23 protein-coding genes are annotated in these 24582 nt (G+C 59.5%); 10 read left to right on the forward strand and 13 right to left on the reverse strand.

From position 1 onward, the window contains the following. Positions 1–31 precede the first annotated feature (31 nt). Entirely contained in the window at positions 32–721 is a 690-nt protein-coding gene (locus IPM54_19755) for a DUF4230 domain-containing protein (GenBank protein MBK9262025.1), read from the forward strand. On the opposite strand, the gene IPM54_19760 is transcribed toward IPM54_19755, so the two are convergent. Next, entirely contained in the window at positions 679–2919 is a 2241-nt protein-coding gene (locus IPM54_19760) for a VCBS repeat-containing protein (GenBank protein ID MBK9262026.1), read from the reverse strand. The two genes, IPM54_19755 and IPM54_19760, sit on opposite strands and share 43 nt — an antisense overlap. Continuing rightward, positions 2844–3398, reverse strand: a complete 555-nt coding sequence (locus IPM54_19765; protein ID MBK9262027.1) for a hypothetical protein — start codon at positions 3396–3398, stop codon at positions 2844–2846. The genes IPM54_19760 and IPM54_19765 overlap by 76 nt, the downstream gene beginning before the upstream one ends. Between IPM54_19765 and IPM54_19770 the strand changes: the two genes are divergently transcribed. Together IPM54_19770 and IPM54_19775 are read left to right on the forward strand one after the other, a co-directional pair. Continuing rightward, a complete protein-coding gene (locus tag IPM54_19770; protein ID MBK9262028.1) occupies positions 3393–4934 on the forward strand; it encodes a hypothetical protein in 1542 nt (513 codons plus the stop codon). The genes IPM54_19765 and IPM54_19770 overlap by 6 nt on opposite strands. Before the next feature lie 96 nt (positions 4935–5030). Further along, the gene (locus tag IPM54_19775) at positions 5031–7241 is read left to right on the forward strand and encodes an ABC transporter substrate-binding protein (GenBank protein ID MBK9262029.1); all 2211 of its coding nucleotides are present in this window, start codon (positions 5031–5033) and stop codon (positions 7239–7241) included. Positions 7242–7480: 239 nt separating this feature from the next. Here IPM54_19775 and IPM54_19780 read toward each other — a convergent pair whose 3' ends face one another. Together IPM54_19780 and IPM54_19785 are read right to left on the reverse strand one after the other, a co-directional pair. Continuing rightward, positions 7481–8689: a DUF2341 domain-containing protein gene (locus tag IPM54_19780; protein ID MBK9262030.1), complete on the reverse strand. Its 1209-nt coding sequence runs from the start codon at positions 8687–8689 to the stop codon at positions 7481–7483. A gap of 277 nt (positions 8690–8966) precedes the next feature. Beyond that, the gene (locus tag IPM54_19785; protein MBK9262031.1) at positions 8967–9359 is read right to left on the reverse strand and encodes a type II toxin-antitoxin system PemK/MazF family toxin; all 393 of its coding nucleotides are present in this window, start codon (positions 9357–9359) and stop codon (positions 8967–8969) included. Between the two features lie 563 nt (positions 9360–9922). Between IPM54_19785 and IPM54_19790 the strand changes: the two genes are divergently transcribed. Genes IPM54_19790 through IPM54_19800 form a run of 3 tightly spaced genes read left to right on the forward strand, consistent with a single transcriptional unit; the run spans position 9923 to position 11636 of the window. Next, entirely contained in the window at positions 9923–10531 is a 609-nt protein-coding gene (locus IPM54_19790) for a hypothetical protein (GenBank protein ID MBK9262032.1), read from the forward strand. A gap of 5 nt (positions 10532–10536) precedes the next feature. After that, entirely contained in the window at positions 10537–11142 is a 606-nt protein-coding gene (locus IPM54_19795) for a hypothetical protein (GenBank protein ID MBK9262033.1), read from the forward strand. Next, a complete protein-coding gene (locus tag IPM54_19800; protein ID MBK9262034.1) occupies positions 11139–11636 on the forward strand; it encodes a hypothetical protein in 498 nt (165 codons plus the stop codon). The genes IPM54_19795 and IPM54_19800 overlap by 4 nt, the downstream gene beginning before the upstream one ends. A gap of 47 nt (positions 11637–11683) precedes the next feature. Here IPM54_19800 and IPM54_19805 read toward each other — a convergent pair whose 3' ends face one another. Then, the gene (locus IPM54_19805; GenBank protein MBK9262035.1) at positions 11684–12763 is read right to left on the reverse strand and encodes an SUMF1/EgtB/PvdO family nonheme iron enzyme; all 1080 of its coding nucleotides are present in this window, start codon (positions 12761–12763) and stop codon (positions 11684–11686) included. 36 nt (positions 12764–12799) lie between these two features. On the opposite strand from IPM54_19805, the gene sucC reads away from it, so the two are divergent. The 3 genes from sucC (at position 12800) to IPM54_19820 (ending at position 16143) form a co-directional block, all read left to right on the forward strand. Continuing rightward, positions 12800–13993, forward strand: coding sequence for an ADP-forming succinate--CoA ligase subunit beta (gene sucC / locus IPM54_19810; GenBank protein MBK9262036.1), 1194 nt, complete (start codon positions 12800–12802; stop codon positions 13991–13993). Positions 13994–14024: 31 nt separating this feature from the next. Next, entirely contained in the window at positions 14025–14906 is an 882-nt protein-coding gene (gene sucD, locus IPM54_19815; protein ID MBK9262037.1) for a succinate--CoA ligase subunit alpha, read from the forward strand. A gap of 580 nt (positions 14907–15486) precedes the next feature. Continuing rightward, positions 15487–16143 carry a DUF4360 domain-containing protein gene (locus IPM54_19820; protein MBK9262038.1) on the forward strand — a complete coding sequence of 219 codons (657 nt, stop codon included), beginning with the start codon at positions 15487–15489 and terminating at the stop codon, positions 16141–16143. Between the two features lie 12 nt (positions 16144–16155). Here the strand turns inward: IPM54_19820 and IPM54_19825 are convergent, their stop codons facing one another. Then, entirely contained in the window at positions 16156–16740 is a 585-nt protein-coding gene (locus IPM54_19825) for a class I SAM-dependent methyltransferase (GenBank protein MBK9262039.1), read from the reverse strand. A 5-nt stretch (positions 16741–16745) separates the two neighbouring features. Beyond that, the gene (pip, locus tag IPM54_19830; protein ID MBK9262040.1) at positions 16746–17714 is read right to left on the reverse strand and encodes a prolyl aminopeptidase; all 969 of its coding nucleotides are present in this window, start codon (positions 17712–17714) and stop codon (positions 16746–16748) included. A 271-nt stretch (positions 17715–17985) separates the two neighbouring features. Between pip and IPM54_19835 the strand changes: the two genes are divergently transcribed. Next, complete coding sequence (locus IPM54_19835; protein MBK9262041.1) at positions 17986–18444, forward strand: hypothetical protein; 459 nt, start codon at positions 17986–17988, stop codon at positions 18442–18444. 1 nt (position 18445) lies between these two features. Here the strand turns inward: IPM54_19835 and IPM54_19840 are convergent, their stop codons facing one another. From IPM54_19840 to IPM54_19865, 6 genes are all read right to left on the reverse strand, one after another. Next, complete coding sequence (locus tag IPM54_19840) at positions 18446–19135, reverse strand: ROK family protein (GenBank protein ID MBK9262042.1); 690 nt, start codon at positions 19133–19135, stop codon at positions 18446–18448. Positions 19136–19167: 32 nt separating this feature from the next. Continuing rightward, the gene (gene fumC, locus IPM54_19845; protein MBK9262043.1) at positions 19168–20565 is read right to left on the reverse strand and encodes a class II fumarate hydratase; all 1398 of its coding nucleotides are present in this window, start codon (positions 20563–20565) and stop codon (positions 19168–19170) included. A gap of 29 nt (positions 20566–20594) precedes the next feature. Then, the gene (locus IPM54_19850) at positions 20595–21215 is read right to left on the reverse strand and encodes a Uma2 family endonuclease (GenBank protein ID MBK9262044.1); all 621 of its coding nucleotides are present in this window, start codon (positions 21213–21215) and stop codon (positions 20595–20597) included. Between the two features lie 110 nt (positions 21216–21325). Beyond that, positions 21326–21721, reverse strand: coding sequence for a universal stress protein (locus IPM54_19855; GenBank protein ID MBK9262045.1), 396 nt, complete (start codon positions 21719–21721; stop codon positions 21326–21328). A gap of 59 nt (positions 21722–21780) precedes the next feature. Further along, a complete protein-coding gene (locus IPM54_19860; protein ID MBK9262046.1) occupies positions 21781–22797 on the reverse strand; it encodes an SUMF1/EgtB/PvdO family nonheme iron enzyme in 1017 nt (338 codons plus the stop codon). Between the two features lie 20 nt (positions 22798–22817). Then, positions 22818–24551 (reverse strand): M20/M25/M40 family metallo-hydrolase, encoded by a 1734-nt coding sequence (locus IPM54_19865; GenBank protein ID MBK9262047.1) that lies wholly within the window; start codon positions 24549–24551, stop codon positions 22818–22820. Between the last annotated feature and the right edge of the window lie 31 nt (positions 24552–24582).

A 24582-nucleotide genomic window follows, 5' to 3' on the forward strand; every position in this document is an offset into this window, starting at 1 on the left:
CGCGACGCGCAGATGAGTTATGCTGGCTTCGATGGCCAAGCACCCTCATGAGCCCGAATCAGAGCGCCCCCTCGTGGATCCGTACGCGCACGGTCCGGCTCGTACCGCGAAAAAGTGGCAGCTCACGGCCGTGCTCCTCACAGCCATCCTCGCCATCGCCGGCGCCATTGGCCTCGGTGTCGCCTCCTGGACGCCTCCAGCCGCCTCGACAAGCGTCGTAACCATCCACTCAACTCCAAACGTCCTCGTCGCCGTGCGAGACCTGGCGCGCCTTCAGACCGCTGAAGTCCACGTGGAAAAAGTGATCGATTTAACCGACACTCAAAGCCACATGTTCGGATTGGTACAAGCCACCGATGCAATCCTGCTCGTCGCCGTGGGCCAAGCTACGTTGGGGATTGATCTCTCCAAACTGGCAGAAGCTGACGTCTCCATGGACGCGACCGGCAAGACCGCGAGCCTGCATTTGCCCGCTCCCGAAGTGTTTCACGCGGGACTCGATGAAAACGCCACGTATGTATACACGCGCACAACCAGCGTGTTGGCAAAGCGCAATGAGCAGCTCGAAACTCGAGCGAGGCGCGAAGCCGTCGCAGCCATTCGGAAAGCTGCCGACACGTCGGAGATGAAAACGCGGGCCAAAGTGCAGGCCGAAAAGCAGATAACCTCGCTGCTGCGTCAGCTTGGCGCCGAGCGAGTAGAGATTACCTGGAAGCCGTAAATGCTCCCGCCCGTGCCATCGCCATTGTTGAGCAAGACGCTCGAAGTGCTGTTGTTCGCGGTCATGAGGTCGGGCTTGCCATCGCCATTCAAGTCCGCTGCAGCGATACCTCGGGGGGCAGAGTCCGTCGGGTAATTGATCTTGGCGGCGAACGTACCGTCGCCATTGCCAAGCAGCACACTCACGTTGCTGCCGGATTGATTTCCCGCAGCAATGTCGAGTTTGCCGTCGCCATTGAAGTCTGCCAGAACCAATGCGTACCCGGAAGCGGCGGAGTAATTGCCGCCGTTCATGAATGTCCCGTTTCCGTTGTTCAGGAGCACCGTCACGTTGCCCCCACTGTTGTTCAACGCCACGATATCGGGTTTGCCGTCACCATTCACATCGCCCGAAACCGCCGCATAGGGGCTCGATCCAACGCCGTACTCGACATTGGGGGCGAACGTGGTGTTGCCATTGTTCAGCATGACGCTCACGGTGCTGCTGTTCCGATTTGCCGTGAAAAGGTCGACATGGCCATTGCCATCGAGGTCCGCCGCCCCCACCGCATAAGGCAGGTTGCCCGTGGTGAGGTACGAAATCGTTCCGAGGATACCGCTGCCGTCCTGCAAGACCACGCTCACGTCGGAGCCACCGACGAGCACGAGATCGCGCTTGCTGTCGCCATTGAGGTCCCCGGCCGCCATGCCCAACACGCTGAATGTCATCGAATAGGAACGGCTCGGGCCGAATGCTCCGCCGCTATTGGTGCGCACTTCGAGTGCTTTGTTGAAATCGCCTCCGACGATGAGCTCGGCTCGGCCATCGCCGGTGATATCCGTCAAGGCGAGCGTGGTGGAGTAGTCGTTGGTGGGGTATTCGATCGGCGCGGCGAAGGTGCCATTACCGTTGTTACGAAACACGCTGACAGCCTTGCTACCCTTCACGACGGCCAGGTCGATCTTGCCATCGCCGTCCACGTCTGCGGCATCCACGTTACGCGGGGTGAGGCCCGTGGGGTAAGCCGTGACGGGGGCAAACGTGCCATTGCCATAATTACGCAGCACGACCAATGTGCTGAAAAAGTCGCTCGATGTCGCGAGGTCGGGTTTGCCGTCGCCATCGAGGTCCGCCGCGACCAGGCCCATGGGAAAACCACCCACCGCATAGTCTCCAGCGGGCGCGAGCGTGCCGTTGCCGATGTTGCGAAGTACGGTCACGGCCCCAGGATTGGGAGTCGTTACCGCAACATCCATTTTGCCGTCGCCATCGAAATCCGCCGCAACCACCGACTGTGGCGTGGGTGGCGTGGGGTAGTCCATTTTGGTCCCGAACGTGCCATTGCCCAAGTTGATGAAAACGCTCACGTTGTTCCCCGCTTCGTTGGCCGCGACGATGTCCGGCCGCCCATCTCCGTTGAAATCGCCCACGGCGACGTCGCGAGGGAATGTGTTGGTCGGGTAATCAACTTTGGGGGCAAATGTGCCATTGCCCAAGTTGATCATCACGCTCACGCTGGACAGACCGAGCTGCGAAACGACGAGATCTCGATTGCCATCCCCATTGAAGTCCGCCATGGCCACCGCTGTGGGATTGGCGTTTGTCGACACAAATCGTGGGCCAATGAATTGGTTCACACAGTTGGCGCATGAACCGGCGACGCAGAGCATATTCGCATTGCACATCACGGGGCTCGTGGGAACGCAAGCGCCCATCTGACAGTTATCGCCTAGCGTGCAAGCGTCGCCATCGGTGCACGCTATCCCATTGGGTTTGGCCGGGTGAAGCAGCATTCCGCCCGAACATGCTTCGTCCGTGCAAGGCGAGCCATCGTCGAGCGGCAAATCGGTGTCGTTCGGCAGGTCCATGACGCCGCCATTGCCATCGCAAACGGCGGACTTGCAATCGTGCAGCGTTTGCGCGGCGAGCACCGTCCCCATGGCCGTGATGGGAAAACCGCACAAACCTCCATTGCACGAGCGCTTCCGGCATTCCTCGTCGACGCCGGGGCAATCGGTCGGCGCCATGCAGCCGGTGCACACGCCATTGCCATCGCAGGCGAGGCCACCCCCGCAATCGGTTCCTTTGGGCTTGTTCGGATTCGATGCGACACCCCCCTGACAAACGTCGTCGGTGCATGCGTTCATGTCGTCGGGGAGGTCCGTGTCGTCTTTTTGCGGCGTGACGCCACCTTCACCGTCGCATACATTTTGTTGCAATCCCCTGCGACTTGGTTCGACGCTGGCGTCCCGACGGGCGCGAATTGCTGACCGCATTTGCCCAGCGCACAGGTGCGGTACTGACACGTCGAGTCTTCACCGGGGCAATCCTTGGCAAGGACGCATTCGACGCAACTGCCGTCGCCATTGCACACGGTGCCCCCTTCCGTGCACGCGGTGCCCGCGGGCGAGGGCGTGTGAATGGGCATGGTGCCTTGACAAACGTCGTCGGTGCACGGGTTCTGATCATCGACGGGGACACACGACATGCCCCCCGAGCCTCCAGAGGACGAGCTCATGCCTCCGCCCGAGCCAGCCATGCCACCTGCGCCAGCCATGCCGCCGGCGCCGGCGGACCCCCCGGACCCGTTCGTGCCGCCTCCGCCACTGGACGTGGAGGTAGCGGGCGTTTCTCCGCCGCAACCGGGTAAGCCGACGAAGACGAAGAACAACGTCATGACAACACGATTTCGGTGCATGGTCATGCACTATACACGGGTTTGCTTTACGGGATTCGGTTATTGAATGCATTTTGTGCTGGAGTGTGCGTGGAACAACCACTGACGCTCGGTGAAGCGATCGAAACGTCGCGGGTACGTCCCGATGAAGGCTCCAACCTCCAGCCTGAGGGCGCGAACCTCCAGCCAGCGCCTCCAAGGCACGTCGCGCAGCACCACGACAGCAGGCAAACGCTGCTTTTGACGATATCGCAAACGCGCGGGCGCTTCGACGCAGTTGGCACATCGATTGCGAAGGGAGTGAACCACATCGATTCACCGCACATCGAATGCGGGGGACGACCTGAAAGGATCACAATCATGCTTTCTTTGGCCAAACACTTCACCCTCGGGAACCTTTCAATTGCTCACGCTGCCGCTTTTTCGCTCATCGGAATGACGCTTGCCGCATGCTCGGGCGAAGATCCCACGACGGCAAATCCGCCGCCGAATGCGATCGTGGATGTCCCCGAAATCAAAGGCGCGGTCGCGGCGGAAGATTTTTGCGCGCTGGCGGATGAAATCCATTGTGCGGGGGCGGTTGGTTGTTGTTCAGGCGCCGACGTGGTGTACGCGGATGTCGAAGAATGTTTACAAGAATCAAAATGCTCGGCGGGGCTTGGCCAGGTGCTCGACAGTCCCCTCGTCGAGAACGGCGAAATCAGCTACGACGCCGACGCGGCCGGCGATTACCTCCGCCAGCTCGAAAAAGCCGTCTCGCAATGCGCGCCGCATCCGGAAGCTATTGCGCAGCCCATCTTTTTGGTCGGGAAGCGCGGCGAAAACGAGGACTGCACGCCGACGGGATCGGATAGGTCCAGCACGTTTGCATGCAAGCCCGGGCTGGTATGCCAGTTGAGCCCCGATCCGATGACCGGCGAACCGGTGGGTTCGTGCCAACCGAAGCCTCCTGCACCCACCGAGGGGATTGCCGGAGCTGCTTGTGCAACGGGAGAAGATTGCATCAGCGGCACTTGCGAAGCGGGTGCGTGCACCGCCGACGTAAATCAGGAATATTGCGTGCGCCCGCCGGAAAAGTTGCCCCCGGTCAATGCTGACCCGACGCATTTGTACATCGACTTGTCCGGCAGTAATTCGGGAACCTCCGGGGACATCACGCTCCAATACCTCAACAACGGGAAATATTGGGAATGCACCATCACGGACACGCTTTCGGACGGCCAAGAAAAGGTTTGCGCTGTTTCAGCAACCGGATCGGTCAGCAATTCGAATAAAGAATACTTCATCATGGAGATGAATAGCTCGGATGGAGCCAAAATCGATACGGTATGCGCTTGCTCGGCAGTGGACGGCAACAAGTGCTCGACAGCCATCGAATGCGCCGGGACGTTCAATGATTACGGCGACAAGGCCGGTTGGTGCTCCGATTCGAGCTTCAACGTTGGGCTTTGGGCAAATGCGTGCAAGAAAGTGTGGCTCGATTCGAGTGGCAATGGTAGCTGCACGAAGTTGCAGGTGAATTCGTACGACGACAACTTCACGTATTGCACCGACTGACCGCTTCGATCGAGCGGCGGTGGCGCTGCAATGGGCCCATCGCCGCTCGATTTGCCTGCCAAGTGGTGCGCCGGGCTGACGCGGAGGTGAGGTTCCATGACGATTTCAAGTGAAACGACGACCATGATTCGCCGCCAAAAACGTGTCGCAGTGTTATCACTTTTGCCACTTCTGATGACCGTCGGCTGTTCCGACGAAACGAGCTCTCCGACTCTGCCCGTCGCGCTCGATCCCCTCCGCATTGCCATCTTCATGCCTGCCGACAGAGACCCCACGGTCGAAGGATTGCCGAATTTCGAATGGGCGCGTGAAAACATCAATGCCGCAGGAGGTGTAGCCGGCAGAGAAATCGCTTTTGATTACGTCGATCCGGATATCATGAACGTGGATGGCTTTTTGGCTCGAGCGGAAGCGCTCGCAAATGACGAAGAACACGTCGCCGTGATTGGTCCACCAGGCTCCAGCGGATTATCGCTCGTTGCCAATTATTTTCTCGAAGCGAACAAGCCCATTGTCTCGACCACATCGACCTCCGATGATTTGCTTCGCGCGTATGGTGGCAGAGGCCCCATTTGGCGCACGCGCGAATCCGATATCGCGCAAACGGAGCTGCTGGTCCGTTTTGCGCAACAGAACCAAGCCAAACGCGTGACATTACTCACGTCGTTGGACATTTCGGGGTATACATTTTTTTCGTGGTTTGGGTTTTTCGCCCAAGAGCTTGGATTCCCAGAGGACGCCGTGAACATCGTGACCATCGATTCCATGGGTCCGTGCGAAAACAAAGTCATGGAAGCCATGGCGACGATGCCGGAAATGTTGTTCGTCGCTCCAGGCAGTCCCCCGGAGATGCAATGTATCGTAAAATCGTTGCCACCGCAGGGCATGCCTCGCCCTCGTATTGTTTTTGCCGATACGGGGCTCGATCCTTACGACATGGAAGAGGCGAGTCTCGGTGCGCAAGGTATCGAAGGATTCGTGGGAGCTGGAACGGAGGCTTTCGAAGCCGCGTATGGCGAGCGTTTTCCGCAATCACGTTTGGCTCCGCATGGTCCAAGCGAATACGACGCGGTACTTTTGCTCGCTTACGCATTGGAGTTGTCTGGCGGGGTGGGGTGGAAGCCGTTGATAAGTGGGATGAAGAAAATCGCGGACGGTACGGAGACGAATTCGAATGGCTGGGATGCCGCCGGAATCAAGAACAATCTCGCTGAGTTGCGTGCGGGAAAGCGGCCGAAAATCCAAGGCGCCACGGGCGTTCTCGAATTCGAGCCGGGACTTTATATGGACCTGGCCTCCTCGACGTATGCACATTTCACCATCGGACCGAGCGGGCTCGAGGTCGACAAGCGGTTTTCCACGGACGATCCCACCTTTTTGACGAGCTCGGGGGCTTTCGTCAAGCCGGGCCTCGGACCTCCGAACGTGGATCAATCCATGTGGACGCCCGCGAAAGCAAAATCCGATACCTGGGCAGTCATTGCCGCGCTTTCCTCGGGGTGGAGCAATTATCGCCACCAGTCCGACGCTTTGCAACAATACCGGCTCTTGCGCGAAAATGGCATCGACGACGATCACATCGTCCTGATCCTCGCCGACGACATCGCCACGAATCCCAGCAACGATAAAACTGGCCAAGTCCGCAACGAACCTGCCGGAGGTGACGTGTACGGCGGAGCTGTCATCGATTACGGAATTACCATTACGAGCGCCGACCTGCAGAATATCCTCACGGGTGTCGTCACAAGCACGACGCCCAAGGTGATCAGCCCGACCGACTCGAGCAATGTGTACGTGTATCTCGCAGGCCATGGAGGCGCCGAGGGTATGCCGCTCGATGCCCAAACGGCCGAAGAGGGTTTGTCTAGCCAAGGAGACATATTTTCTCCGACCCGCCTGCGCGAAAGTTTCTGTTCGATGCAGAGCAATGGCCAATATCGCCGGGCGCTCGTGGTCATCGAAAGCTGTTTCTCTGGGGTTTTTGGGGATGCAAGCGCCGACGGCATCGAATATGGATGCGGGATGAATGCGGGCGAAGTGCCACTCGAAGGCGTCACGTTGATCACGGCTGCCAATGCAAAAGAAGTATCCTATGCCGGCGCGTATGACGACGAAGTGCCTGCTTGGGTCAACGATGGGTTCTCCAGGCAATTCGTGACCAATGTCTCGATATCGCTCGATCGAAGCCTCGCCGACGTCTACGCCGATGCGTATCAGTCCACCGCCGGCTCGCATCCATCGATTTTCAACATCAACAACGCCGGCCGCCTCTCGCTCGTTCCAATTGGGGAGATGTTGACTCCTTGACCAACAACTTCACGACGTGAACTGGCAGGGATTCCGCAGCTTGCGTGGAATGGGCCGGTTGCAGGGTTGTGCTGGCTCGGAATGGTCGATCTGCCGTCGTTTTTTCGGATTTCTGCGGGAATCGCTCGTAAACGGGCTCGCGGCCAGGTCCGGCAGAAAGTCGGCCGGGCGCTGGGCGTCCAATTTGCGGTACAGACGCACGTCACGAGCTCGTCGAGCGACATCGGCGCGCAGGGTGGTCACGGCATTTGCGGAGCGCCATAGGTGACGAACTGATCGCGGACCGATCGGTTTTGCGCCGCAATCCACCCAGCCGACCGATTCTTCGAGGCGACCCGGAATTCATCCATGCGCCCTTGGAAGGCACTATTTCCATCAAAAGCCGATCCAATCCATGCATTGGCGCTGTGTGCATCGTTCCCGTTGCCAATGCTGTTCGACGTGGCAAGCATGCCATCCAGATAAAGCCGAATTTCACTGCCGGGTCGATCGAGGACCATCGTTACGTAGTGCCATTGCCCGTCCGCGGTCGCATCGTTCGTTTGAGCGTAAAAAGGCTGATGCGTTCCGCAGCCGCCGCCCGTGAACAAGCTACCTCGATATCGGATGTTGGTGGTACCTAGCGTCATGCCAAATCCGAGACAGTTCGATTCTTGAGAGAAAAGCCGCTGTGCTGCCATGTGCGTGGTCGAATACCATGCCTCGACGGTGCGCACTTGGCCCATGTCGGCGCTGAATTGGTCGACGCCGGTCAAGTCGATGCGACCGGAACCGCCGAGCGAAATACCTTCACCTATTCGGCCATTCATGTCCGTCGTCACGTTGCCATTCACGGTACCGTGATGAGCGCTCGGGGAATTATCGAATCCGACGGTCGTCGAACCCGAAAGGTGATAAACTCCGACAAACGATTTCCATAACTTCAAAGGGTCCGGGGCGACGCCGGCTGCGGGGTCACCGTAATACATGAAGATGTGATCGGTCGACGTCGCGTCAATGTCGGGGACGAGCACCCACACGAACGATATACCATCGGGGTTCCAAGCTTCGACTTCATGGGGCAGAACCGTGATTCCATCGGCGTCGACGAACCGGAGATCCGCGCCATTGGGTGATGTCCTCGCGTATTCGATCCGCGTTGCATCGAGGCGCACGAGGAGCGGAAAATCATCGATTGCCGGTCCACTTTGATTGTCGAACGTGATCTCGACGCGGCGCGCCGGCGATGACGTGGATCCACCTTGACCAGATGATGAAGAGGACGCGCCGACCACGTTGCCACCGGCGGTGCCTGCGCCGCCAGCGCCATTGCCAAGCCCGTCTCCGCCTCCGCCAGCACTTCCCCCGTCAGCGCCGAAGAGGGCGCTGCCGTCCCTATCGAGCGCGCAGTGAAGGGTCGCCATCGATAGTACCATGAATGTAAACACGTGTCGCACGGTGGTCTTCATGGTATCGAGAGTACCTATTCTGGGATGAGTTTGAAGTGAAAAGCGATCATCGTGGATCCTCCAACTTCCGTCGCCCGCGATTGCCTTGGCATCGACAAGCGACTTCGTTCATGCTCGCAGCATGTCTCGATCTTGACGAATCCGCCTATGGGGATTCCCGTGACGATGGCGAGCACATTTCGTAGCAGGCGGGGCATGGGTGATTTTCCTGGGAGGGGTACTGTTTGCTGCGCGAGAGGTAAACCACGACAAACGCGCGGGGCGCGAGAGATGTCAATCATCGGTAGAACGAAGACTGCAAAAACCGCAATCCGCTGAGCGCCTGCGAAACGCGCTCGCTCGATAATGAACCCACGTAGTTGCCCAAACGCGACTTGTAAAGGCAAGAGATCTGCGAGACCACGATCACGCTCCGCTTCTCGAGATTTCCCTCGCCTGGATCAAGAAGCACGTTTCCTGGCTCGTTCGCGCGATTCAGGTTCGAGGTGAGTGCACAAACGACGACGGTCATGATGCGAGAGTGATTGAAGACATCATCCTGGACGACGACATGTGGGTGGGAGATACCTGGAACGGATCCGCGCGTGTCATCCGGTTCGACCCAGTAAATGTCGCCTTGGTTGATCTGACGGCAGTTACGGCCAATTTGAGAGTCTTCTATTCGGTCCATGCGAAGGTGGGTAAATGACGATGTCGTTGACAGATCCGAAGCCTAATGCCAGACCTCAACCGCGTGCAAGAGTTCCGTGGTACAGGTATCCTCCTGTTGATCCCCTGTCGCTGCCCGTGCTCCTTGTTGCGGTTGCTCGGGCGTCGTCGCCGTTAGAGGGTGTTCATCAGGAATTGCTCGCAATTCGCACCTCACCCCCCGGCCCAAGAAGCGCTAACTTACTCCGAAATTGTCGCGCTTTGGCGCCTCGCCCCCCGGCCCCTCTCCAACTTCGCTTCGCTGCGCGGAGAGGGGGAGCCGAAAAAAAAACCGAGGCCAGTTAGCGAGCCTGCAAAAGCTCGTTGGAGAAGGATGCGTCGGCTGGTCGAGAAAAACGCTCGTCGGCGAGGCTGCGCGACGTACGAGTGCATCGCGAGTGCTCGTCGGCGAGGCTGCGCTACGTGCGTTTCCGGTTCGTGCAGCAATCGGTTGACCTGGGTGATTGTGGCGTGTAGCTTTCGCGCATGTTTCGGCGTTTTCCACGCTTCCTAACGTGTTTGGTGCTGCTTTCTTTGGCGTGGCCCATGAGCGCATCGGCGCAATGTACGGCGGACAAGGATTGCAAAGGCAATCGGATCTGCGAAAAAGGAGCGTGCGTCGATCCACCGGCCAATACGTGTACGAAAGACGTCGATTGCTCGGGTGATTTGGTCTGTCAAGGCGGAAAGTGCGAAAAAGCAGCGCCTCCAGTGCCAGCGCCTCCGTCGACGGTTCCCGCACCGAACGTTACGACACCGACCGTTCCTGGGCCGACCGCTACGCCACCGACAGGTTCTGCAACGGGTGAGAAGCCACCGGAGCCTTTGGCGCCGCGCAAAGTCGAGGCGGAGAGCGACACACTTCGTATCACGCTGCTCCCGCCTGGACCGATGTCTCCGACGCCCAAAGTAAACACCCATAGCCTCAGGCTCATGTTCGCAAGTGCGCCATTTTTGAGCGCGGGTCTCGTGATGATGCTCTTTGGTATGGGTGGTCTGATCACGTCAGAGGGTGCCAGCGATGGTGATCTCAATTTGCTCATGATCGGTGGTGCCACGACGCTCGTCGGGTCTGGGCTCATGATTGCCGGAGGGATGACGCAGCCGGTCTTCAACACGCAGGCGCGCATGTTCACGCCGGTTTTTCGATTTTGAAGGCCATGCTGCGCATTCGTAGAGAAAAACTCTTTTGGATTGCTTGGTTGTCAATCGGTTGCGGCGTGGGATGTGCGTCTGCATTCTACCCCATGGCGCCCATCGATGGCCCTGACCGTGCGCGTTACGGCGCCGTGCATGTCGACGGGCAATGGTATGCATTGCCCGAAGAATGCGCGTCGACGGTTGAGCGAATCGGCGGCAGCGCAGGAGAACAACGGCTGGCGGGTAGCGCTGGCGAAGGCCGTATTGGTGGAGGTGCTGGGGAGGGCAGATTGGCTGGTAGCGCCGGCGAAGAACGCATCGCTGGAAGTGCGGGCGAGGAAAAGCTCGGCGGAAACGCCGGCGAAGAACGCATTGGCGGAGGTGCCGGCGAGGGCAGATTGGCTGGTAGCGCCGGCGAAGAACGCATGGGCGGGGGTGCCGGCGAGGGCAGATTGGCTGGTAGCGCCAGCGAAGAACGCATTGGCGGGGCTGCTGGCGAGGGCAGAATTTTGGGCGGAGCAGGTGAAAGCCGGGTGGATGGTCGAGCCAATAGCCTGCAACGCTGTCGCCGATCGCGACCTGGATACGTCATTCTGGACGACGGGAAGGAATGGGCAGTGCAATGAATGCACGTTGTTTGGTTGCGACGGGCGTCGTGGCCCTTTCATGCGCGGCGGGATGCGGCGTGAATCATTCGGAGGGTTTGACGCCGGTGAGCGTCAAGATCAATGGTGAGGCTGCGCCGGACCTCGTCTCATTCAATGTCGCATTCAAGGAGGCCAATCCCAGCGACACGCTCATAAAACGTTGGGATCCCAACGACGGGCTGCTCTTGCGCGTGGATGGCCATTACGTTTGGCGTTGCGGACATCCCATCAAGATCGAGGCAGGCAGCCGGATTGCCCACGGACGACTGATCCTCTTCAATCATCTCGAAATGGCGGAAACGCCAGCCGGGCACGGTAACTATACCATCCAGGTCGGTCCCGACATCTTCAGGCATATCGATGGTGGTCGTCGGTACACCTTGTGGGAGGGATATCGGGTGGGCAAGAGCGAGTATTATGCTTGGATCCTCATCCTTGCCGAGGATCCGCTACGCTGCAATGGATCGCTCTGAATTCGATCGGTGAAGATACGGATCGTCGATTTGGGTTCACGTGCTCCTCACGGATGCACGGGCCCCGGCTGATGCGGCGCGCGCGTCTGCGGCGTCCAGCCTTTCGATAGCGGCCCTTTCTTCTTGGGATCGGGCTGCGCCGGCGGACGCCACAGCTTGGGATCGCTATCGGCCGCCGCATCCGGGGCCGCATCGGCGCAACAACGAAATGAAACGAAGTAATACGTGAATTCCGGTTCGTGGCTCACGGTCATCGGCCGACATGCATTACGCACGTGCCCCCAGGCGCCACCTTTGAGCCCCGCCCATTTCGATTTCGGATATTTTTTTTCGGCATTGACCCATTCGTCGACGTTGCCCGTCAAGTCGTACACGCCGAAATCACTCTTGCACTCCGGCCGCTCGCCGCTCGAAACGCTTTGATCCAGCCGAAAAAGCTCCGGCTCTTGGATCGTTTTGTCCTTCGAATAAATTTTTTCGAGCGTCGGTTGGAGCCAAGGATTGTCGATGTTGCACATGGCCGGGTCGCGCTTGTACCCATAAGGAAACGGCTTTTTCGCTGGGCCCTCGCACGCCGACACCCATTCGCTCTCCCAACACAAACGCTTACCTTGCTCTTGACACATCGCCAGCGCATCGAACCAGTCGACCATGACCGGCGGATGCGCTCCTTCGCGGCTTGGATACTCGTAACGATCGATGCAGAAACGCTGTCGTCGCAGATCGGTCACGCAGCGCTGTTCGCCTTTGGCAAACTCCTTGCAAATCATGATCTTGTTGGCCTTGTTGTAGGCCTTTTGAATGCAGTTGAGCTCCACTTCGGGGCAATACGTCGTGTCGACGTAAACCATGTCGTCCGGACACGGCCCCTTCGGCTCTTCCGCCGCGATGCTTTGCTCGCCCGCATCGCCGGAATCCATCGACATCCCGGCATCCGGGATCGTCACATCGGCGCCGGCATCGGTCGGCAACGCTCGTGTGAGTACCGGTACTGGCTCCTTCCCCGCTCGAACGGGCACGTCCGTCGGACCACTGCATCCGCCGGAGACCGTGAAAAGCGCAACAGCCACGAGGTTGCGGACGCGTTCGCTCGAAGAAATTTGTCGCAAGTTCATTTTCGATCGCATGCAGGTCGCATCTAGTGATACCTTGCCGTCCCTCGCATGAAAATCCACGAGTATCAAGCAAAGCAAATCTTCGCTCGTTACGGGGTCCCCGTACCGAAGGGCGAGCCGGCGTTTACCGTCGACGAGGCGGAAGCTGCTGCAAAACGGCTCATCGAGGCAACAGGAATTCCGGTTGTCGTCGTAAAGGCGCAAATCCACGCTGGTGGTCGCGGCAAAGGCGGCGGCGTCAAGGTGGCCAAGGGAGGTGTTGCAGAAGCCCGGGAGCTTGCCGAAAAAATCCTCGGCATGCAACTCGTAACCGTACAAACGGGCCCCGAGGGCCAAAAAGTGCGGCGGCTCTACATCGAACAAGGCATCGACATCGACCGCGAGCTGTACCTCGCGCTGCTTCTCGACCGCGATCGCCGGCGCATCGCGATCATGGGGTCGCGTGAAGGCGGGATGGACATCGAGAAGGTCGCGCACGACACGCCCGAGAAGATCCACACGCTGCACGTCGACCCGGTCTTGGGGCTCGCGCCGTTTCAAGCGCGCAAACTCGCTTATGACCTGGGGCTTGGCGCCAAAGAAACGATGAAGCAGTTCGTGTCGCTCGTCGACAAACTCTACAAGTGTTTCCTTGCGGAGGACTGTTCGCTCATCGAGATCAATCCGCTCATCGTCACGAAGAAGGGCGACATCATGGCGCTCGACGGCAAAATGACGATGGACGACAACGCCGAGATCCGCCATCCGGAATGGGAGAAGCTGCGCGATACCGACGAAGAGGACCCGACGGAGCTCGAAGCGAAGCACGTGGGCATTTCGTACGTGTCGCTCGATGGTGACATCGGGTGTCTCGTCAATGGCGCGGGGCTGGCCATGGGCACGATGGACATCATCATGCATTACGGTGGCAAACCGGCGAACTTCCTGGACGTGGGCGGTGGAGCGAGCACCGAGCAGGTGAAAAAAGCGTTCCAGATGATTTTGACGAGCGACAAGGTCAAAGGCATTTTCGTCAACATCTTCGGTGGCATCATGCGTTGCGACGTCGTTGCCTCGGGCGTGGTGGCTGCGGCGAAGGAGCTTGGGCTCAGAGTTCCGCTCGTCGTGCGCCTGGAAGGCACGAACGTGGAGCTTGGGCGCAAGATCCTCGACGAAAGCGGTTTGACCATTCAGAGCGCATCGTCGATGGCGGACGGCGCGCAAAAGATCATTGCCGCGGTGAAACAAGGCGCGGCTGCCTGAAGGCGCCCGGACAAACAAGGATTCGATAGCGATGAGCATCCTGGTCAACAAAGATACGCGCGTCGTCATTCAAGGCATCACGGGCGAATATGGTTCACAACATGCCCGCGCCTGCATTGCTTATGGGACGAAGGTGGTCGCGGGCGTGACGCCTGGTCGAGGCGGCCAAAAGTTCGACGACAAGGTGCCGATGTTCGATACGGTGGAGCAAGCCGTACGAAATGAAGGTGCCGACGTTTCGTGCATTTTCGTTCCGCCGGTCGGTGCAGCCGACGCGATTGCGGAAGCGGTCGATGCGGGTTGCCGTCTCGTGATTTGCATCACGGAGGGCATTCCGGTGCTCGACATGGTGAAGGTGCGCCGGTACCTCGAGGGCAAGCCCACGCGGCTGATTGGGCCGAATTGCCCGGGCATCATCACGCCGGGTGAATGCAAGATTGGCATCATGCCTGGGCACATTCACAAGCCGGGCAATATCGGCGTTCTTTCCAAGTCGGGCACGTTGACGTACGAGGCAGTCGGACAGCTCACGGCGCTCGGAATTGGCCAATCGTCGTGCATTGGCATTGGAGGCGATCCCGTGGGCGGCATGGACTTCATCGACGTGCTGGAGCTATTCAACGACGATCCGAACACGCACGGGGTCATCATGATTGGCGAGATTGGTGGCGGGGCCGAGCAAAAGGCGGCTGCGTGGATCAAGGCCAACATGAAAAAGCCGGTCGCTGCGCTCATTGCGGGCCGAGCCGCTCCTCCGGGCAAACGGATGGGACATGCTGGCGCCATCATTTCGGGTGGCAAAGGCACGGCAGCGGAAAAGATCGCGGCGCTCGAAGAAGCAGGTGTCGCCGTCGCCCCGACGCCGGCCGATATGGGCACGACGCTCGCCCGATTGCTGAAGACGTTGTCCTGAAAGCGGGTCAGTACTCGAGGGGGGTTTCAAAAACCGTCTCCTAATCGAGCCGTGCTCGCTCACCTTACGCACGCGCGGGGTTAAAACCCCGCGCTACACATTCAAAAGTCCCTCACTACCGTTCGGGACTGGCGTTGTGGGATCTCGGATCGTTATCGAGAATCCCCCGACGATTTCGCAATAGATTGCATTTCTCGCAATGGCGGCGTGAGGCTAGTCCGAGCGCGGTAGCGCGAGGACTTCTTGTCGTGTAGCGCGGGGTTTCAACCCCGCGCGGGGCTGGGCGAGGATACGCGTTCCGAGTCTTGAGACAGCCTCTAAAACCCCGCGCGGGCGTGCGGTGACACACTACGCCTCGAGTTCTGACACAGCCTCTTCAACGCCGAGCGCGCCCTCCGTTTGTCCCGCACATACCTTATTCATCCGCCCCAGACGCATATCGAGCGCATTGCGTGGACGGCCATTTCAGTTCGGAGCACTTGCCAGGCGACCACGGCGGTTTCATGAAAGCCCCGACGCACGCGTGCACGCCTTGGCTTTCTCCAGCGCAACATAATCGGCATCTCTAGGGGAGGAATCCATGAAGATTCGTGCATTGCTGACGCTTGCAACCACCGGCTTTGCGTTATCGCTCGGCAGCGTGGCGTCTGCCCACGTGCTCGATGGCGATGGCTACGAGCCCGTCATTCCGGACCAGGTGAACATCGTCTCCGTGACGCACGGCGGATCGGGCTGCCCCGTCGATAGCGTCGGCGCGAGCTTTTCGCCCGACTACCAATACCTCACCCTCATTTTCGACCAATACGCGGCCGAGATCGGACGCGACGTCGCAGCCCCCAAGAAGCGGCTCTTTTGCCAGATCGTGCTGCAATTCGACTTCCCCGCGGGTTTGTCCTTCGCGCTCGTCGATTTGACCTACCGAGGCTACGCGGACCTCGACGCCGGCATCCACGCTTCGCAAACGTCGACGTACTTTTTTCAAGGATACAGAAGAGACGATCAATATACGTTCAAGACGAACGTGTACGGTCCGTTCATTGGCGATTACGATCGCACCGACGCGCTCGAGCTCGTGTCATGGTCGCCTTGCGGTCAAAAGCGCGGCCTGAACATCGTCACGAGCGTGCAGCTCGACAACAAGCGCAACAAACACGGCTCCGGCCTCATCACGCTCGACAGCATCGATAGCCAGGTGGTCGAGCAATACGGCGTGCGCTGGCGCCGCTGTCCGGTGTGACGATTGCGGCTTTCATTCCCCCCCGAGCCGCCGTGCGACCAGCCGAGCTTCGTGTTTTCCCGTCTCGTTCCACCCTTCCCCGTACGAAACGATGACGAATTCATCGCACAAGCTCGGCAGCTCGCCGTCCTCGAGCAAATATGCGGCGCTTGGTTTGGCATGACGCACCAAATTCGATCGCGTCGGATGCTCGACGAAGAGCAAGCCGGACGGTGCGAGCAGGCTCTTGTATTGCGGAAAAAGCGCCCTATCGAGATAATGCATTTGGACGATGATGTCCCACGGCCCCTCGGGCAAAGGTTCGCGCTCCACGTCCATGACTCGCGTCGCGATCGTCACCCCCGCATCTTTCGCTCGCTCGTGGGCGAGGGCGATGGCCACCGTGGAAATATCGACGAGCGTGACGTCGAATCCTCGCTGCGCGAACCAGATGGCATTTCGACCTGCCCCGCCGGCCACGTCGAGCACGCGTCCGGATGTGGGCCGAAGACTTTCATCCGCATTGTCCATCCACGATGAAAGCCATGGAGACGGCGCATCGGATGGCGACACTGCCGAATACCGAGTATCCCACTTCGTACGATCTGCTTCCGACATGACGTTCAGCGCCGATCGCGGAATGCGTCCGTAGCCGTGATCAATTCGTGCAAAATCCCAGGCTCGAACGCCGAATGCCCCGCATCGGGCACGATGCGCAGGTCGGCTTCGGGAAACGCGCGGTGCAATTGCCATGCGCATTTCAAAGGACAAACCACGTCGTACCGTCCGTGAATGATGACCGTGGGAATGTGGCGAATACGTCCCACGTCGTCCAAAAGCTGCGTTTCACGCTCGAAAAAACCACCATTCACGAAGTAATGGCATTCGATGCGGGCAAATGCCATGCTGAATTCGTCCCCGCCGCATCTATCGATATGCGCCTGATTCCGGCAGAGAAAGCTCGTCGTCCCTTCCCAGATGCTCCACGCACGAGCTGCCGCTTGACGCACGTTATCATCGTCGCTCGTGAGCCGCTTGTAATAGGCCTTGACAAAATCTCCGCGTTCTTCTTCAGGAATCGCCGCGACGTACGCCTCCCATGCATCGGGATACAAATAACTCGTGCCTTCCTGGTAAAACCAATCAATTTCCCACTTTTGCAGCAAAAAGATGCCGCGTAAAACGAGCTCCGTCACGCGTTCGGGGTGTTTTTCCGCATAGGCAAGCGCCAGCGTCGAACCCCACGAACCGCCGAATACCTGCCATTTTTCGATGCCCAGATAATCCCGCAGCGCCTCCATGTCCGCCACGAGGTGCCATGTCGTGTTGTCCTCGAGCGACGCATGCGGCGTGCTCTGTCCCGAACCTCGCTGATCGAAAAGCACGATACGATAATGGTCGGGATCGAAAAAACGCCGCTGCTTTGCGTCCGTCCCGCCCCCCGGTCCACCATGGACGAAAACCACGGGCTTGCCCTGCGGATTGCCGGACTCTTCGAAATAAATTTCGTGGACGTCACTTACCTCGAGCCGTCCCGTACGGTATGGCTCGATGGGAGGATACAGGCCTCGGCGCGCGGATTGGTCGGACATGGCGCGGGACTTTGCCAGACATCGCAGCGCATGTCCATCCCTCGCACACGCTCCATGAACGCCAGCCCATTGACGCAACGCGCTCAGATTCGCATTCGAGATTACAATCACGAGTGACGAATTGGGCTTTTCTTTCGAACGGTTTTCGCCTATGATGATCTTTGCACCCATTGGGCCCCGCAGCCCTCGGTCCGCACCCCAGGGCTCTGGTCGTGTCCTTCCGTCAGTCGTTCATCAACGCTCTTGAAAAACAGGGCGAAGGAGGTGTGCGATGGGAGGTTTTGTCAACCTGGTCCGCCGAATGACGATGGCCGCCGTCGCTTTGGGCGTCGCGTTCGTTCTTCCAAACACGGCGCTCGCTCAAGCCCCGTCATTACAACCAGCACGTTTGCCGTTGCAGCCAGCGTCCACGTTCAAAAGCGCTACACCTTTCAACAATGGCTGGACACGCGTCGTGTCCGAAACGGAACAGCTCATCCGCACCTACGCCGATTTGAAGCGATATGGTGCAGCGCCTGCCATTGCGCCCAAAGCGCAAAACAGCGCGAGCAAAGTGCTGACGACGCCCGAGGTGGCGCGTCCGAGTGTGCCGAACCCCGAAGCGCCCTCCGCTTCCGCGGGTACGGTCCGTGCGACGTTGAAACCGATCGAAGTGGCCAGCAAGGTCGTCTCCGAATCTTTCAGCATCCAAGGCGTCCTGGTCGGCGTGCAATTCGAAGTCGTCGATTAGATCAAAGCGCCCATAACCGCACACCACCACGCAATCCTGCCACATTGTCGACGATGGAAACGTTCGGGGGCAGTTTGTCCGCGTTCACGTACCGCGCATTGCCGCCACCCAAGTACAGCTTGCGAAAATTGAATATCGGCGCGAGCTGCTCGAGCACGTTCATCACGCGAGCGTTCCACTTGCGCTTACCAATGGCCTTCAGCTCGGCATTACACACGCGCTCTTCGTACGTCCGCTTCTTGCGAAATGGATGATGTCCAAATTCGACATTGGGCACATACCGGCCGTCGATGTAAAGGCCAAACCCCATTCCCGTACCGAGCGTCACGAGGATCTCCGTCCCCTGCCCTTCAATGACTCCAAGCCCCTGCAGTCCGCAATCATTGAGCGCTCGCACGGGCCTACTGGTACGTCGAGACAACTCTTCCGCGAGCTTGCATCCCGCCCAGCCATCGCCCAAATTCGGTGCGGTGAGCGTCGTGCCGTCGATCACGACACCAGGAAAGCCGACCGACACGCGATCGAATTCCCCCGCCTTCCGAATCACCTCGTCGATCACCGCAAAGACGGCCTCGGGCACCGCAGGACTCGGCGTGCGAACTCGAAAACGGTCGGTCAGCGGCGTCGCCTCGGCATCGAGCACCATGCCTTTGATTCCCGTTCCTCCAATGTCGATGCAGAGCGTTCGCATGGGCGCATCGTCCACCCATTCGCGCCAAATAGCTAGCTGGATTTGATGGGGCCCGTCATGTTCTCGGGTCGCACGGCAGCGTCGAACTGCTGCGCAGACAACACGCCCATCGCCAATGTCGCATCGCGCAAGTTGGTATTTTCCAAATGGGCCTTGCGAGCGATTTTTGCCGCGACGTCGTACCCCACGAGCGGGACGAGGGCCGTGACGAGCATCAAGCTACGTTCGAGGTTTTCGGCAATGCGAGGCGTGTTCGGTGCAATGCCCACGGCGCAATGGTCGTGGAACGACGTCATGGCGTCGGCAAGCAGGCGTATGGATTCGAGCGACACGTGAACGAGCAGGGGTTTTGCCACATTGAGCTCGAAGTTTCCGCTGGCTCCGCCGACATTGACGGCGACGTCATTTCCGAGCACCCGGGCCGCGACCATGAGCATGGCTTCTGCTTGTGTGGGATTGACTTTTCCGGGCATGATGGAGCTTCCGGGCTCGTTTTCCGGAATCGTGATTTCGCCAATTCCTGCGCGCGGGCCGCTCGAGAGCCACCGAACGTCATTGGCGATCTTCGACAAACTGGTCGCGAGCGTTTTGAGCGTACCATGAAGAAAAACCACGGCGTCGTGGGAAGCGAGCGCTTGGAATTTATTCGGCGCCGTAACGAACGGTAAATTCGTCAATCGAGCAATCGTCTCGGCAACTCGCACGGGATAATCGGGATGCGTATTGAGGCCCGTGCCAACGGCGGTTCCTCCCAGAGGGAGCTCGTACAGGGGCGGCAGAGCGCGTTCGAGCATTGCGCGACATGTGTCCAATTGCGCGACCCAGCCGGAGATTTCCTGCCCGAGCGTCACCGGAGTGGCGTCCTGCAAATGGGTTCGTCCGAGCTTTACGATATTGGAAAATGCTGTTGACTTTTCGAATAACGTCGCGCGCAATGTTTCGATGCTCGGGAGGAGCGATTTTGTTATTTCGGTCGCCAATGCGATGTGCATGGCTGCGGGGAACACGTCATTCGAGCTTTGGCCGAGGTTGACGTCATCGTTGGGATGAATTGGTTTTTTCGATCCAAGGGCGCCGCCTGCCATTTCGATGGCGCGATTGGCGATGACTTCGTTCGCGTTCATGTTCGTCTGCGTGCCGCTACCGGTTTGCCAGACGGACAAGGGGAAGTGGTCATCGAGTTTTCCGCTGATGACTTCGTCTGCGGCAAGAGCAATGAGTTTGCATTTTTCGTCCGCGAGCAGGCCCAGGGAATGATTCGTCTGCGCTGCGGCTTTTTTGATGATTCCGAGCGATTCGATGAAGCGCCTGGAAAAACGGTCGTCACCGATGGCGAAATGGGCGAGCGAGCGCTGGGTTTGGGCGCCCCAGTAGCGCGAGGCATCGACGTCGATGGGGCCGAAGGTATCGGTTTCGGTGCGGGTCGGCATGCGGGAAGTGTAGCAGATGCAAAAGCTGCTCAGCCTGCCTCGTCTTCCGTCGGAGGTCCGCCTTCGATGACGGGCCACAAGAGTCCGAGGTCGAGCTCGATTGCGTCGAAGGGGGGAATGCGAACGCGTACATTGCCCGCATGCATGCCGGTCATCACCCAAAAACCGTCCGCATTGAGCGTGAACACTTCAATGGTTTGGCGGATTGGATGGACGAGCCAAACGTGTTTGACGCGTTCCCGCGCATAGATGGGCATCTTGTCGATGCGATCTACTTTTTCGGTCGACGGGCTGAGCACTTCGCAGACCCAATCGGGCGCGAGCGTGAAGTATGCCGTGCGCGGTAAGACGGGCATCCGTTCAATGCGCCATCCCGCAATATCGGGGGCAAGGATGTCTTCGTCGTCGGCGGGTCCAAAATGAAGCTCGGGCTCGTCAATGATGTGCCAACCTCCAGGGCCACCGCGACCGCGCCGGAACGGTCCGGACAGGTCTGCGCCAAGGTCGGACGCAACCAGCACATGTGGAGGTGCTGGCCTTGGGAAAACGTGGAGGACTCCGTTGACGAGCTGGGCGCTCTTGTGTTCCGGCACGGCGGCATAATCTGCATACGTGGCGCGACGTCCGAGCTTTTCAGCGGGCAAACCCATGGTAGCCAGTATGCCGTGGTTTGGACGGGGAGGCAAGAGCGACGGGCCGCACGCCATTCCGAGAGCTCGACGTCATCCTCACGCCCTCCGCCGAAACGCTGAAATGACGCTCAATCCTTTTTCTTGCTCGGAACGACGAGCACGGCACCATCGTATTTGCGCACGATGCTGGTCGAAACGCTGCCGCCCAAAAACGTCATGAGCTTGCTCGACCTGTCCGAGCCGACGACCACGACGTCGGCTTTCCAATCATGAGCTTTTTCGATGATGGCATCGATGAAGTCGCCCCGGAGCATCTCGCCTCGCGCATCGATGCCAAGCTCCTTCAGGACGCGAATCCCATCCTCGACGTCTTGCGCGGCGTTGAGGTTACCGCCTGTGTGCTGTTCGGGATCGGATACGGAAACGAGCAAGACATCTGCGCCCTGCATCGCGAGGAGCCTCGATGCTTCTTGCAGCGCGTGGATGGCCGGAAAGCGACCGTCTGTCGTCAAGAGGACTTTCATGCGATTACCTTTTGTGGCGCCGTCGCCGCGAGTCAAGGGCTTCGTTGCACCATCGTCACTCACTGCCCCTCCGCGTCCTTGCAGCACCGAAATCCTTCCTCGTAGCCGTAATCGTCTTCCTTGTGAAAACCCACCGTGGGCCTGCACCGCCCGCGCACGGGGCCCCACCAGCCGCCCTTCAATCCGCTTCGATTCGGATATTTTTGCTTCGGCCGCTCCACCCACTCGTTGATGTTCCCGTTGAGGTCGTACACGCCAAACGGAGATACACAACGAGGCATCGAGCCCGTCGGCAAACGCTGATCCAATCGCGCGAGCTCCGCCTTGCATTCGGGCTTCTTCATGCACCGCTCGTACTTCTTCAGCGACTTTTCCCGCTTGCGGTATTCCCGGTCGATGTTGCACGCCGTCGCATCACGCTCGTACCCGTACGTGTACGGCAGCATTGCCTCGCCCTCGCATGCGAAGTTGTATTCCGCCTCCATGCAGAGACGTTTTCCCTTTTCCTCGCAAAGCTTCTTCGCATCACCCCATGATACGAGCAATGCAGGCAATTCGCCCTTCTGGTTCGGCCATTCGTACCGATCCATGCAAAAACGCATCGGCACGCGCTTTTTGGAAAGACAAACCGACGGCTCTTCGTACCGCATACATCGCTCGCTGACCGTGCTCGCGTGATTGCCGCCAGCTTTCTTCTTTCTCTTTTGATCCGTATTGAACTCGCTATGGTGCTCGATGCATTTCTGCTGCACCGTGGGACAATAATCGCCCGCGACGAGCACCATGTCGCTCGGACACCCCTCGCTCGTCCCAGGCAATGCCGCGTCGACGTCTGCATCCGCATCCGCCGCTGCATCGTCCACATCCGCGTCCGCACCAAATGCCGCGTCGTACGCTGCATCGAGCGCCGCGTCGAATGCAGCGTCCGCCATTGCATCGGGACCTGGTTGCGCATCAGCGCCGGCGTCCGTCGCAACGACGTGCTCGCGATTCGAACACGCCGGAGCCGTCACGGACGCCGAAAGCAATGCGCAAAAGACAAACCCTATCCCCAAACGACCGGAAAACGACGGCATCGCTCGTTTCTCACACGAAATCATCGGCCGGGTGCCGGAATGATCTTGAGCGGTAAGCGCTTTCCTTCACGCTCGACTTCCACCGTCGTTTCGCGCCCGGGTTCCAACTCCTGCAAGGCATATACGTAATCGTGCACATTCGTGATGTCGTGCGTTCCGAGCTTGACGATGACGTCACCCGCTTGCAAACCCGCTCGAAGTGCCGGTGAATCCGGCCGGGCACCCGTGAGTTTTACGCCTTTGCCCTGCCACGCATAATCGGGAATCGTCCCGAGTGACACTTTGAATCCGCGACCCGTTCCGCTTCCACCTCCGCGATGCGGATCCGCCGACGGAGGATCCACGAAGACGAGCCGCTCGGGCCGCTGCGCCACCGCAAGCGTCAGGCGCGCCGCAAGCGTCGCGGCCAAGTCGATGCCACCCACGTCAATCTTCTCCGCGGTGTCACTCGGCAAGTGATAGTCGTCGTGCACGCCCGTGAACAAGAACGCCACGGGCACTCGAGCCGCCGTGAACGGCGCATGGTCGCTCGCGCCAAACCCTTCCGCTCCGAGCTTCAAGTTCAGGGACAAACCTTCGTTCGCCTTCTGCAATAGCTCCGTCCACGCGGCGGACGTGCCCGTTCCATCGACGACCAACGTGCGCTCACGCATGCGACCGACCATGTCCGCGTTGATCATCGCGACGATCGACGTCATGGGCACGGGCGGATGTTCGACCCAGTGACGTGAACCGAGCGTACCGAGCTCTTCGGCGCCGAACGCGATGAACACGACGCTTCGCGACGGCTTTTCGGGCAATTTCGACAGGCGCCGCGCGACATCGAGGAGCAGCGATGTGCCCGATGCGTTGTCGTCTGCGCCGTGATGAATCGCGCGCGAGCCGGGCGCGCGAGACGACGACGTGCCGCCCATGCCGAGGTGATCGTAGTGCGCGCCGATCACGACGTATTCACTGGCGGTTGGCGAGTCGCTTTTTGCAGGCAAACGCGCGACGACGTTCCATGCATCCGCCATCGTCGGCTCGATGCGCGTCGTCATCTTGACGTTCACGCCTGCAAGCTCTCGCGGTTTGACGGCGGCCTTCGACGCGGTCTTTGCAACATCGTCCCACTTGATGTCCGGGAAGAGTTGTTTGGCGACGCTGCGTTTGATGACGACGCCCGGAACGCCCATGCCGCGCGCATCCGCAGGCTCGAGAGGAAGCTCTTCACCCGCGGCGACGATGATCACGCCCGCCGCTTTGTGTTCGCGAGCCGTACGCAGCTTGTACCGAGCGCTCTTGAAGTCGCGCAGAGCCTTCGCTTGCTTGTCGTCTGCTGGTGCGGGCGCGCCATCGAGGACGAGCGCCACTTTGCCCGCGATTTCCTTGCCCGCGTAGTCGTCCCACGTCACGGCTGGCGCGGTGACGCCGTGCCCCACGAACACGACGACGCCTTGTGCTTCGCCGCTTTCGGAACCATCGGCTGTGATGCTCGCGCCGTCGGCGAGCGCCGTCGGCTTTTGTTTTGCGCGTGAAACATCGAGCTTCGGGGGGTCGACTTTTGCACCCACGCGAGCGGAGAACTTGTTGCGGAACTGCTTGGCCGCGCCATCTCCGTCACCGAACGGCTCGAGGCCGAGCTCCTTGAAGCGTTGTTCGATGAGCTCGGCGGCGAGCTGCGCGCCCTTGTCGCCCGTTCCGCGACCGCCAAAGTCGTCGGACGCGAGGCGCTTGACGTCGTCCGTCACGCGCTGCAGATCGCTCGTTTCGATGGGGTTTTGGGGCTTGGGCGCGGACGTTTCG

This window comes from Polyangiaceae bacterium (assembly GCA_016715885.1).
In the GTDB taxonomy this organism is placed as follows: Bacteria; Myxococcota_A; Polyangia; order Polyangiales; family Polyangiaceae; genus Polyangium.

Coding starts and splice junctions, on each gene's coding strand:
- IPM54_19755 (MBK9262025.1), top strand. CDS start 32: ATGGCCAAGCACCCTCATGAGCCCGAATCAGAGCGCCCCCTCGTGGAT.
- IPM54_19765 (MBK9262027.1), bottom strand. CDS start 3,398: ATGCACCGAAATCGTGTTGTCATGACGTTGTTCTTCGTCTTCGTCGGC.
- IPM54_19775 (MBK9262029.1), top strand. CDS start 5,031: ATGACGATTTCAAGTGAAACGACGACCATGATTCGCCGCCAAAAACGT.
- IPM54_19780 (MBK9262030.1), bottom strand. CDS start 8,689: ATGAAGACCACCGTGCGACACGTGTTTACATTCATGGTACTATCGATG.
- IPM54_19785 (MBK9262031.1), bottom strand. CDS start 9,359: ATGGACCGAATAGAAGACTCTCAAATTGGCCGTAACTGCCGTCAGATC.
- IPM54_19790 (MBK9262032.1), top strand. CDS start 9,923: ATGAGCGCATCGGCGCAATGTACGGCGGACAAGGATTGCAAAGGCAAT.
- IPM54_19795 (MBK9262033.1), top strand. CDS start 10,537: ATGCTGCGCATTCGTAGAGAAAAACTCTTTTGGATTGCTTGGTTGTCA.
- IPM54_19800 (MBK9262034.1), top strand. CDS start 11,139: ATGAATGCACGTTGTTTGGTTGCGACGGGCGTCGTGGCCCTTTCATGC.
- IPM54_19805 (MBK9262035.1), bottom strand. CDS start 12,763: ATGCGATCGAAAATGAACTTGCGACAAATTTCTTCGAGCGAACGCGTC.
- sucC (MBK9262036.1), top strand. CDS start 12,800: ATGAAAATCCACGAGTATCAAGCAAAGCAAATCTTCGCTCGTTACGGG.
- sucD (MBK9262037.1), top strand. CDS start 14,025: ATGAGCATCCTGGTCAACAAAGATACGCGCGTCGTCATTCAAGGCATC.
- IPM54_19820 (MBK9262038.1), top strand. CDS start 15,487: ATGAAGATTCGTGCATTGCTGACGCTTGCAACCACCGGCTTTGCGTTA.
- IPM54_19825 (MBK9262039.1), bottom strand. CDS start 16,740: ATGTCGGAAGCAGATCGTACGAAGTGGGATACTCGGTATTCGGCAGTG.
- pip (MBK9262040.1), bottom strand. CDS start 17,714: ATGTCCGACCAATCCGCGCGCCGAGGCCTGTATCCTCCCATCGAGCCA.
- IPM54_19835 (MBK9262041.1), top strand. CDS start 17,986: ATGGGAGGTTTTGTCAACCTGGTCCGCCGAATGACGATGGCCGCCGTC.
- IPM54_19840 (MBK9262042.1), bottom strand. CDS start 19,135: ATGCGAACGCTCTGCATCGACATTGGAGGAACGGGAATCAAAGGCATG.
- fumC (MBK9262043.1), bottom strand. CDS start 20,565: ATGCCGACCCGCACCGAAACCGATACCTTCGGCCCCATCGACGTCGAT.
- IPM54_19850 (MBK9262044.1), bottom strand. CDS start 21,215: ATGGGTTTGCCCGCTGAAAAGCTCGGACGTCGCGCCACGTATGCAGAT.
- IPM54_19855 (MBK9262045.1), bottom strand. CDS start 21,721: ATGAAAGTCCTCTTGACGACAGACGGTCGCTTTCCGGCCATCCACGCG.
- IPM54_19860 (MBK9262046.1), bottom strand. CDS start 22,797: ATGCCGTCGTTTTCCGGTCGTTTGGGGATAGGGTTTGTCTTTTGCGCA.